Origin of the sequence: Collinsella sp. BG-O-102 (assembly GCF_023656745.1) — a bacterium.
In the GTDB taxonomy this organism is placed as follows: Bacteria; Actinomycetota; Coriobacteriia; order Coriobacteriales; family Coriobacteriaceae; genus Collinsella.
In genome coordinates this window covers 247,211-257,404 of sequence record NZ_JAMOKO010000001.1, presented here as the reverse complement: position 1 = coordinate 257,404, position 10,194 = coordinate 247,211, and the positions used below count along the sequence as shown (strand labels likewise).

General features: G+C 64.5%; 11 protein-coding genes and 2 pseudogenes. 5 read left to right on the top strand and 8 right to left on the bottom strand.

Annotated elements, in window-relative coordinates; all coding sequences use genetic code 11:
- Positions 1-463 precede the first annotated feature (463 nt).
- The gene (gene guaA, locus NBH09_RS01200; RefSeq protein ID WP_250786829.1) at positions 464-1,246 is read right to left on the bottom strand and encodes a glutamine-hydrolyzing GMP synthase; all 783 of its coding nucleotides are present in this window, start codon (positions 1,244-1,246) and stop codon (positions 464-466) included.
- Between guaA and NBH09_RS01195 the strand changes: the two genes are divergently transcribed.
- On the top strand, positions 1,241-1,762 hold the full coding sequence (locus NBH09_RS01195) for an ATP-binding protein (protein ID WP_250786828.1): 522 nt from the start codon (positions 1,241-1,243) through the stop codon (positions 1,760-1,762). The genes guaA and NBH09_RS01195 overlap by 6 nt on opposite strands.
- A 532-nt stretch (positions 1,763-2,294) precedes the next feature.
- On the opposite strand, the gene NBH09_RS01190 is transcribed toward NBH09_RS01195, so the two are convergent.
- Positions 2,295-2,867 (bottom strand): ABC-2 transporter permease, encoded by a 573-nt coding sequence (locus NBH09_RS01190; protein ID WP_250786827.1) that lies wholly within the window; start codon positions 2,865-2,867, stop codon positions 2,295-2,297.
- Positions 2,864-3,031, bottom strand: a pseudogene (locus NBH09_RS10065) (transposase); the annotation flags it as partial. The gene NBH09_RS01190 and the pseudogene NBH09_RS10065, both read right to left, overlap by 4 nt.
- Positions 3,032-3,130: 99 nt before the next feature.
- On the opposite strand from NBH09_RS10065, the gene NBH09_RS01185 reads away from it, so the two are divergent.
- The gene (locus NBH09_RS01185; RefSeq protein WP_250786826.1) at positions 3,131-3,358 is read left to right on the top strand and encodes a hypothetical protein; all 228 of its coding nucleotides are present in this window, start codon (positions 3,131-3,133) and stop codon (positions 3,356-3,358) included.
- Positions 3,359-3,871: 513 nt separating this feature from the next.
- Here the strand turns inward: NBH09_RS01185 and NBH09_RS01180 are convergent.
- Complete coding sequence (locus NBH09_RS01180; RefSeq protein WP_250786825.1) at positions 3,872-5,155, bottom strand: ATP-binding protein; 1,284 nt, start codon at positions 5,153-5,155, stop codon at positions 3,872-3,874.
- Positions 5,156-5,467: 312 nt separating this feature from the next.
- Here NBH09_RS01180 and NBH09_RS01175 point away from each other — a divergent pair, with 312 nt between their 5' ends.
- From NBH09_RS01175 to NBH09_RS01165, 3 genes are read left to right on the top strand one after another with little or no spacing between them, the layout of a single operon-like run.
- Positions 5,468-5,806, top strand: a complete 339-nt coding sequence (locus NBH09_RS01175; RefSeq protein ID WP_250786824.1) for an ATP-binding cassette domain-containing protein — start codon at positions 5,468-5,470, stop codon at positions 5,804-5,806.
- Positions 5,803-6,090 (top strand): transposase, encoded by a 288-nt coding sequence (locus tag NBH09_RS01170; RefSeq protein WP_205163146.1) that lies wholly within the window; start codon positions 5,803-5,805, stop codon positions 6,088-6,090. The genes NBH09_RS01175 and NBH09_RS01170 overlap by 4 nt, the downstream gene beginning before the upstream one ends.
- Positions 6,087-6,944 (top strand): IS3 family transposase, encoded by an 858-nt coding sequence (locus NBH09_RS01165; protein ID WP_250786823.1) that lies wholly within the window; start codon positions 6,087-6,089, stop codon positions 6,942-6,944. Before NBH09_RS01170 ends, NBH09_RS01165 begins: the two co-directional genes overlap by 4 nt.
- 27 nt (positions 6,945-6,971) lie before the next feature.
- On the opposite strand, the pseudogene NBH09_RS09985 reads toward NBH09_RS01165, so the two are convergent.
- The 4 genes and pseudogenes from NBH09_RS09985 to NBH09_RS01145 form a co-directional block, all read right to left on the bottom strand.
- Positions 6,972-7,229, bottom strand: a pseudogene (locus tag NBH09_RS09985) (response regulator); the annotation flags it as partial.
- Positions 7,230-7,269: 40 nt separating this feature from the next.
- Complete coding sequence (locus NBH09_RS01155) at positions 7,270-8,559, bottom strand: sensor histidine kinase (protein WP_250786822.1); 1,290 nt, start codon at positions 8,557-8,559, stop codon at positions 7,270-7,272.
- A gap of 42 nt (positions 8,560-8,601) precedes the next feature.
- Positions 8,602-9,342 carry an ABC transporter permease gene (locus tag NBH09_RS01150; RefSeq protein ID WP_118335422.1) on the bottom strand — a complete coding sequence of 247 codons (741 nt, stop codon included), beginning with the start codon at positions 9,340-9,342 and terminating at the stop codon, positions 8,602-8,604.
- Positions 9,343-9,354: 12 nt separating this feature from the next.
- Positions 9,355-10,143, bottom strand: a complete 789-nt coding sequence (locus NBH09_RS01145; RefSeq protein ID WP_250786821.1) for an ABC transporter permease — start codon at positions 10,141-10,143, stop codon at positions 9,355-9,357.
- Positions 10,144-10,194: the final 51 nt, after the last annotated feature.

The following is a 10,194-nucleotide window of genomic DNA, read 5'->3' as shown; positions in this document are numbered from 1 at the left end:
AAGAGGTGCCGGGCGGCGGGCGGAGCATGGCCACCGGACCCATCGAAACACATCTCCACCGTTCCTTCAACTGGGAAAACGGCGCCCCCGGACCCCAGGAGGGGCCGCGGGGGCGTTCGGCTAACTGCGGGAATGGCCTATTTGCTCAATGTGTTCGGCTGAGATCGGAAATCAACCATGCATCATCGCCCACAAACCACCTGAAATTCTGCCAGCGAGTAATTCTAGGAAACGAATGTATCAACTGTGGGCAAGTATGATTAACTAAAGCAACACAAGGAGACGAATTGCAACACCAACAAGCGAAAATGGCTTAGCGATGCATCGCTAAGCCATTGAATCGCCTCTTTGCAAAGTGAGAGAAATCCCAATGCGTTTAAAAAATCGTGTCAGAAAAGTACACCTATTTACAAAGAAGTTCAAAGGAGCAAACTAATATAAAAAGTGCCTCTGAACTGGGGGTTTACTCCCACTCCACCGTGCCGACGGGCTTGGGGGTCAGGTCGTAGCAAACGCGGCAGATACCGGGGACCTCGGCGGTAACGCGGGCGGTGATGCGCTTGAGCAGCGCCCAGTCAAGCTCGGGCACCTCGGCGGTCATGACATCGACGGTGCTGATGCAGCGGATGATGCAGGGCCAGTCGTAGGCGCGCTTGCCCTCGCGCACGCCAGTGGCGCGGAAGTCGGGCACAACGGCGAAGTACTGCCAAATGGTAAGACCGGCCTTGTCGATCTCCTCACGCACGATGGCGTCGGCCTCGCGCAGCGCCTCAAGACGGTCGCGGGTGATGGCACCGAGGCAATGGACACCCAGGCCGGGGCCGGGGAACGGCTGGCGCTCAACCATGTTCTCGGGCAGACCGAGTTCGCGGCCCACGACGCGCACCTCGTCCTTGTACAGCAGCTTAACGGGCTCGCAGAGCTCAAACTGCAGGTCCTCGGGCAGACCGCCCACGTTGTGATGGGCCTTCACGCCGTCCTGCGACTCCAGGATGTCGGGATAGATGGTGCCCTGAGCGAGGAAGCTGACCTCATCGCCCACCTTTCGGGCCTCTTCCTCAAACACGCGAATGAACTCGGCGCCGATAATCTTACGCTTGGCCTCGGGCTCGGCGACGTCGACGAGCTTGTCGAGGAAGCGGTCGGTCGCGTCCACGTAGACCAGATTCGCATCCATCTGGTTCTTAAAGACGTCGACGACCTGCTCGCTCTCGCCCTTGCGCATAAGGCCGTGGTTCACGTGCACGCAAATGAGCTGCTTGCCGATGGCCCTGATGAGGAGCGCCGCGACAAGACGGTCGAGAACTACCTCAAAGCCCTCGAAAGCGCCTACATCCTGAGCGAATGCGAACAGAACGGCATCGCCGGCAAGCAGGTGCTTAGACCCCAGCGCAAGTTCTATCCCATCGACACCGGCTTGCGCAATCTAGCTAGCAACTATGCCCCAAAGGGCCTGGGCGCTCAGCTCGAGTGCGTGGTATTCAACGAGCTCGTGCGCCGTGGCTACAACGTGACCGTGGGCGCACTGCTTAAAGGCGAGGTAGACTTCGTGGCCGACAAGCACGACGAGCGCCTCTACATCCAGGTGACCGAAACGCTTGCAAGCCCCGAGACATACGAGCGCGAACTGGCGCCTTTTTCCCTCGTAAACGATGCCTTCCCCAAGCTGGTGCTCACCACCGATCGCCTGCGGCTCGGCACCACCGAGCAAGGCGTGCGCATCGAGAACCTGGTGGACTGGTTGCTCAAAGGCTGGAGCTGAGCGACGCAAGTGTCCAGCACGCACCTGGACAGGACCCGCATGGCGCCCTCCGCCGCCAGACGGCCGCGGCAGGCCTCCTGCAGGAACACGTATGCCGCCGCCTCGAGCGTGAAAAGCTCCTCGCCGCGCATGCCCTCGCCCCGTCCAATAAACGTTCACCGCGCTAAAGGAGAGCGCGACCGTCAATAAAGAGCGCTTTTGCGCACTAAAAATCAGTGAATCTGAACTCAGAAACGCTTGTTGTCCACGAGGCATCGAGTATCGTCCCGTCCCGCACATCGTCCGTCGGGCTGGAAAGGGAGATCGGTGCGTCTCCCCCGCCCGTTCCGGATTCGACGCAAAGCAGCACGGGCGACGCGCCCTTCCGGCCCACGCCCCTCCCCTCTTCCAACTGGCCTTAATCCGCCGAATCGCATCCTTCTGCCCGAATGTAGGCCACAATCATCGACATATCGTCAGCCGCACGCCGCCGGGGCGGCTCCCGCATCGTGGCAAAGCGGGTCCGCGCCGGGGCGTCGGTTGACGGCTCGGCCTACAGCTCGCGCCTTCCGTACAGCCCGAGAGAGACGACGGCGGAGGCGGCCAGCATCAGAAGCGAGGCCGCGAGCAGCGCCGCCATCGAGGCCGCAAGTCCAGCGGGGGTCTCGACGAACGTGAGAAAGTCCGTCACGAGCCCGAACGCGCCGCCTTCGAGAATCCCCGAGTTCCCGAGAAGCATGGGGGTGACCACGAACAGGCCGACGGTGACGGTTGGCAGAAACTGGGTCGCCTTGGTCTGGCCGAGCTTGAAGTACACCGGCGTCACGACGGACGCGACGGCGGAGCCGATCAGGACGCAGACTGCGGTGGCGAAGGCCATGCCGGCGACCCTCTCCCCGCTGAACGCGAGGAACTCGGAGAGGCCTCCCGGCAGCTCCACGGCGGACGCGAGTCCCATGACCGCAAGCGATACGGCGAAGCCGACCGCCGAGCCGATGAGGCCGAGCGTCGCGATGGCGGCATAGCGGCTCAGGACGACGTCGCGCTTCGAGACGGGAAGGGTGAGGCGATAAGAGCCCCATCCGTTCTGGTCGTCGTAGACGGAGAAGCCGATCGCACCCATCATGAGGCACATGCTGGCGAGGACGGCGGGGCGGCCGCGGGCCCGCCGCCGGAGAGCTCGCGCCTCCTCCTCACCCAGTCGCCCAGGGTGCTCCCCGCCATGCCGAGCTCTCGGGCGACCTCCCTGACGGGCCGCCCCGCCGCGATGACGTAGTCGGCCGTCTCGTCCCGGTAGTCCTTGGGGAACTACTCGTACTTGGTCCCAGGCTCGGCTCCCATGGCCACACCCTCCTACGGGGCAGGTTCCTCTGCCGTCCAAATTATCAGGTGTCCACGGTTTCGACAGGGCTCAAATGCAAACAGGCGCTGGTCGCGGGCGGCATCGCTGCGGGCTGGTTCATCACAAGCCGGGGCGCTGCGGGGTCGGACGGCGGCCAGGTGACCGACTCCCAGTCCGTCGGAGGCGTCCCCGACTCCGGGCAGATGCCGCCCGACGCCAAGCAGGTGCCCGAGGACCAGCTCCAGGGTGGCGGAGAGGTGACGTTCTCGAGCTAGGACGTCCAGTTGAAAAAAACGGGCCCCATGGCAACCATATTGCCATGGGGCCTTTCAAAAAAAGACCCAAGCATTCAATCTGAAGCGTCAGTATCTTGAGTAACCATTATGAAACTGAGTGTGTGCAACTCAGAATCTCTATCCCATTCAAATTGAGCCATGAGTTTTCTTCAGTAGCTTTCGCTCAAAAAGCACCAAGCCAATCGCTTCTCCGATTTCAGCGCACCCAAGAGATCTGTCCACCGTATCGGTTAACGACGATTCCGGAACGAGGCCTGATTCCAATAGTGATGATAGACATCGAAACGCTCATAACATCAAAGCATGAACGAAGTTGTACTGTTATTTTGATATCGAATCGGAGGAACGATTCTCTACGATGTTATTCTCTCCATAGCTAACTAGATATCCACTGCCTACTGCCGCCGGAAAAGCAAATGACCATATTGGGATTCCATTATTGCTAGATTCTATAATTATCTGAAAAAAAATTCATAGATGAAAAAAATCCTTCTACGCCAGTAGTGGCCTTCTTTGCAAAAAGAAATCCATAACATCTAAGATACGAATCCCGTCAATCTCCCTTGGATAACTCCCCCGGGCAGCAATTACGAATTTCGGATATGCATCCCGTATGGCGCGCAGCGGCCTGAGCTCACGCTCCATGGTGGCCGAGTCAGTCATATCCTCGGTTACCTGAATGTACGCACGCCCGTCTGACCTCGACGCCACGAAGTCCACCTCACCTGAGCGCAGCTTTCCAACGCTCACCTCAAAGCCCTCGTAGCGAAGTTGCAAATAGACCATGTTCTCAAAGACACGCCCCTGATCGGAATCACGGTAGCCCTGCAGATAGTTGCGGATTCCCGTGTCCACGATGTAACGCTTTCCACCCGTCTTCAGGAGATCCTTGCCCTTGATGTCATAGCGCCGAACAGGATAGAAGAGATACGCCTCATCAAGCGCCCCCATGTATGCGTCAACAGTACCGTTCGCAGCCTCGACGCCGTCAGCCCGCAACGCTCCGGCAATACTGTTGACAGAATTCTCGTTACCGATATTGTCTGCAAGGAAGCGGCATGTCCGCTCCAGCAAATCAGGGCTTGTGAGCTGCCTGCGGCCACGCCTGCGATCGCGCTCGAGAATATCCCGGATGACGACCGTCTCGTACAGTGACCTGCAATAGGCCTTATGAACCGCCCCGTCTAGCGTACCCAAGGATAGGTACGGCAGCCCGCCGTAGCGACGATAATGATCAAACAGGCCAACCGCCGTGCTAAGCGAGCCATCCGGCAACTCGAAGACATCCATCCCAGCCGCAGCGCGAGAGGACAGTGACGCTCCCCGGAAATCGAGAAACTCCGAGAAGACGAGCGGCAGCATCTCGACCTCCACATAACGCCCCGAGAGCAGCGTGGCAAGCTCGCTCGACAGCAGATAGGCGTTGGACCCCGTGATATACATATCGCAATCAAGGTCAACGTGCAGGGAATTAATCGCGCGCTCCCAACCCTCGATCTCTTGGAGCTCGTCAAAAAAGAGATAGGGATGGACGATTCCCTCTGTCCGTTTGCGAACAAGCTGGTAAAGCCCGCGATAATCCAAGCCATCAAACTCCATGGACTCCATCTTGAACGTGAGAAGTCGCTCCCGGGAAACGCCCTCCCTTGCCAGATGCTCGCGCATCATGTCCAGAAGGGTCGACTTCCCGCAACGACGAACCCCCGTAACGACCTTGACGAGGTCTCGATCCCGAAAGGCGAGAAGCTGGTCAAGGTACTTTTGACGGATAATCATCACGCCTCCATGTGAAAGATCTTCATCTAATGCAAATTTTTAACATTGTAATCTAGAAGCTCTCAGAATCGAGGGAGATGCGGCGCGATTCATTTTCCGGCTCCTTCCTCGACGCAGCTTATGACCTCCACTTGCAACTGTATCCCCCACCCACGCTGGTGTGGTGGCACCAGAACCGAGACCGAGACTGCCATCTGGAGATGGCAACCGACTGGCGCGCGGCGTCGGGGCGCACGGGCGGTGGTTCCATGGGTGGCGTCGAACGGACGAGTCGGTGGGCGCGGAGCGCCCGCCCGAAGGGAGGTGCCGCGCATGGCTGCGGCGGAGGTGAGGGCCGAGGGCGTCAAGCGCTGGGCCGACACGGGCGAGGAGCGCGTCCCGGTCCTCAGGGGCTGCTCGCTCGCGGACGCGGGCGGGCTCACGGCGATCGTGGGGCCGTCGGGGGCGGGCAAGACGAGCCTCCTGTACTGCATGAGCGGGCTGGACGCCCCGGACGAGGGTCGTGTGCTGGTCGCGGGCCGCGACCTGTACGCCATGGGCGAGGGCGCCCGCACCCGCTTCCTGCGACAGGCTGCGGCGTTCGTGTTGGATTGGCTACACTGGTGTGGACAGTTCCGGGAGGGGCGCAAGAGACGGGAGGGCCGTATATGAGGGACCCCAGGCACCCGAGGCATTTCACCGACGAGTTCAAGAGGCAGATAGTCGACCTCTACAACGCCGGCAAGCCCAAGCGCGAGATCATGGACGAGTACGACCTCGGCAAGAGCACCGTGGAGAGGTGGATCAAGTCGATAAACGCGACCGGCTCGCCGCGCGCCGCGGACAACCGCACGCCCGAGCAGAACCGGATCCTGGAGCTCGAGCGCGAGAACCGCAGGCTCCGGATGGAGGTCGACGTCTTAAAACAAGCGGCGCTGATATACGCTCGAAAGTGAGGGCCATAGCGGCCAACGAGGGCCGCTACCCCATACCAGCGCAGTGCAGGCTCCTCGGCGTCGCGAGGTCGACGTACTACTCCATGCGCTCGCGGCCCGACCGGCCCGCCGCGCCGGACCCCGCCGCGCCGGCCGTGGTCGCGGCCCACGCCGCCAGCAAGGGCCGGTACGGCTCGCGCAAGATAAAGGCGTCGCTCGAGAGGTCGGGCGTTACCGTCAGCCGGCGCCGGGTCTGCCGCATCATGAGGGAGAACGGCCTGGTCAGCGCATACGCCAGGAAGAGGTTCAAGGTGCACCCCGGGGCGGTCAACGAGGCCGACGTGCCGAACGTCGTCGCGCGCGGCTTCGGCGGCAGGGCGCCGCGCACCCATATATGCAGCGACCTGACCTATGTGCGCGTCGGGGCCTCGTGGAACTACGTCTGCCTGCTCGTCGACCTCTACAACAGGGAGATCGTCGGCCACTCCGCCGGGCCCAGGAAGGACGCCCGGCTGGTCAAGTCGGCGTTCGCGACGCTCTCCTTCCCCATCTCGGACATCGAGGTCTTCCACACGGACCGCGGCAGCGAGTTCGACAACGCCGAGATCGACCTGATGCTCGAGGCCTTCGGCATAGAGAGGTCGCTGTCGGCCAAGGGCTGCCCCTACGACAACGCCGTCGACGAGTCGACCAACAGGATACTGAAGGCCGAGCTCGTCCACCGCGAGACGTTCGGCACGACGCGCGAGCTCCGAGCCAAGCTCTCGGACTACGTGCACTGGTACAACAACTTCAGGATCCACTCGACGCTGGGCTACATGTCGCCGGTCGAGTTCAGAAAGGCGGGGCTGTCCCTCCCGGAATCGTCCAAATAGGTGTTGCCAATCCAAGTCGTCCTCGTCGTAGGTGGTGAGCATGAGCACGCGGACGCCCGGCCAGCGGCGCGTGATCGCGGCGGTGGCGTCGATGCCGTCGAGGACGGGCATGCGCACGTCCATGAGGACGACGCGAGGCAGGTCGCGCCCGAGCTCCTCGGCCCGCTCGATGCGGTCGATGGCCTGACGGCCGTCCTCCGCCTCGAGCACGATGGCGAGGCCCGGGTCGCGCCGCACCATGAGCGCGAGGCCCAGGCGGGTCTCGGGCTGGTCGTCGACGATCATGACGGGGATGCGCGCGGACGCGGCCGCTCCCGCGATGCCGCTATTCGTCGCCATCGGGCTCCCCCTCCCCTTCGCCGGCCCCCACCAATGACGGCAGATGCGCCTTGAGGCACCAGCCGCCCTCGCCGACCGGACCGGCGGAGAGGGTTCCGCCCGATTCCCCGACCTCTCTGCGCAGGCGGGAGAGGCCCATGCCGGTGCCCGGACCCCCGGCCCCCTCGCCAGGGGTTCCATCGTCGCGGATTGCGACGTCGGCAGAGCCATCCCCGCCGTGGTCCACCGAGACCGTGAGCCGCGAGAGCCCCGCGGCGTGGCGCAGCGCGTTCGTGACGCCCTCGCGGCAGACGCGGAAGGCGAGGCCGGCCTGGGAGGGGTCGTCCGGGCGCACGCCCGTCTCCGTGAGGGCGGCCGTGACGCCGGCGGCGCGGACGGACCCAAGAAGAGCGGCGATCTCGTCCCAGCGATGCCGCTCGGCCGGCTTCTCGGTGGGCGCGGAACCCGGCAGAGCGGATGGCGCCGCCGTGCTCCTCGCCTCGCCCGCCAGCGCCCGCACGGCGCGGCGCGTGTCGGCGAGCCCCGAGCGCGCCAGCTCGTTGATGCTCGCGATGGCCCGGTCGAGCTGCTCGTCCCCGGTCGCGCCGGCGAGCCCCTCCGAGAGCGCGACGATGGCCGTGAGGTCGTGTCCCACGGAGTCGTGCAGCTCGGCGGCGATGCGGCTCTTGGCGAGCGCGCGGTCGCGCTCCGCCTCGGCGCGGGCGGCCGCCTCCGCCTCCCGGAGGCGCTGCAAGCGGAAGCGCGAGAGCAGCGCCGCCCCGAGCACCAGCATGAGCGGGTACCCGATGCCGGCGAGCGTCATCGCAAGCGAGGGGGAGGGCGATGCGGAGGCACCCGCGAACCCGTCGACCACGGCGGAGAGCGCGACGGCCGCAACGGCGGCGACGCCGCCCGCGGCCGCCTCGCGCCGGGGCGCGCGGGCCACGCAGGCGTAGAGCGCGACGAGCGGGAGGAAGTACACGTACGCGAGCGCGCCCATCACCGAGGCCAGCAGGCCAACGACCGACTCGAAGAGCACGGAGACGACCGGAAGGCGGTAGCGCAGGAACAGCGCCGCGCAGCCGACGGCCATGAGGACGAACAGGGCGGCCTGGGACGAGGGCGCCGACAGCGAGGGGTCCGCCCCCGCGAACACCACGCGGGCGAACATCGCCGCCTCCCACGCCACGCAGAGCACGGGCGCGGCGAGCCGCAGAAGGGGCGCGTCGTCCCACGCGTCCAACGGCGCGGCGGCGCCGGAAAGGCCCGGCCCGCATGGCCTCACGTCCAATCCCATCACCTCACATCCCGACACCACATTGTACGAGCACGCCGGGCGCTACTTCGCCGCGACGACGTCGCGCGTGCGGAGCCAGGCCGAGGCGAAGGCGACCGAGCAGGCCACGTAGACGACGCTCAACACGGCGATCTGGGCGATGTGCGGCGCGTCGAGCACCACGAGGGCGTTGCTGTTCATCCCGGACTGCATGAGCGCGTACGGGAAGACGTAGCCAAGGCCGCCCATCGCCGCCATGATCCCCAAGATCCCGCCACCCAGCCCGACGCCCACCGGCACGGCGAAGTTGCGCACGAGCATGGAAACGACGAGCTGTATGCCGCAGATGGCGAGGCTCCCAATCCAGCCCAGCACCACCTGCTCGGCGAACGACGCCACCGGGAAGGCGCCGGGCACGTGCAGGACGATGCCGCTCGCGACGAAGAACGCCGTCATGGCCGCGAACGCGACGAGGTCCAGGAGGGCGAGGACCGCGAGCTTGGCGACGAACACGTCGCGCGCGGGCACCGGGGCGACCATGAGCTCGTTCCAGTTGGAGCCCATGTGCTCGAGCCGCCACAGGTAGCTCGCGCCCGCGCCGATGAGCGCCGGGAGGAAGAAGTAGCAGATGAACAGGGTGTGCTGGGTCCAGAGGTTCTCCCAGCCGGGCGTGAGGAGGTCGAGGTTGGCCACGTAGTTGGCGCTCCCGATGAGCGCGGAGACGGCGGGCAGCGCGGCGAAGGCGGCCCAGACGGGCGCCCGGCGCATCTTGATGAACTCGGCGGATATGCAGGATGCAAGCATGATCAAACCTCCCTACAGCTCGCGGGCGGCGAAGGCGCGCCTGGAGGCGATGAACGCGGCGACGGTCACGGCGACGCAGACGGCGAGCCCCGCGGCCGGGAACGGCGCCGCCCAGAACCTCATGTGCTGCGAGGCGTCGTAGGCGCCGTCGACGAGGCGACACACGAAGAAGTACGCGCTCGGCACGAACCAGCTGAACACCGGAGGCAGGTAGGCGATGAAGAGCCCGAGGAAGCACAGGCCCACGCCCACGATCATCGGCGCGAACTGGTTGGCGGTGGCGAGGCAGACCGCCTGCACGATGGTGATGAGCATGGCGCACACGACGAACGTGCTGATGGCGTAGCGGGCGAGCAGGGCCGGCCCCGGCAGGTTCTGTTGGAACCCGATCCCGTACGCGACCGCCGCGACGCCCGCCGTCTGGACGCCCACGACCACGGCGAGGATCAGGAGGCACGCCGCCCACTTGGCCGCGACCACGCGCCCGCCGTCCTCCATGGTGAGCAGCAGCTTCCACATGTTCGCCCGGTTCTCCACGTCGGTGACGGTGGAGGCCACGATGGCGCAGAGCAGCGGCAGGACGATGGCGTTCAGCTGCGGCAGCATGTAGAGGATGCCGTCGAAGTCAGGGTTGTGGCGCACGGTGTTGGAGGCGCCCGCGACGAGCCAGGCGAACTGGAACGCGAGCAGGCCCAGGCTCGCCAGCCACAGGTGCTTGCGGCGCGCCTTGGCGAACTCGAGCGCGACGGATTGGACGAGGCCGGGCTGGCCGGTGTCCGATGCAACAACTTGAGATGGCATATGTCTTCCTCCAGTCGAAGAATGTGAACTGCGATGTTCCATGCGAAGGGT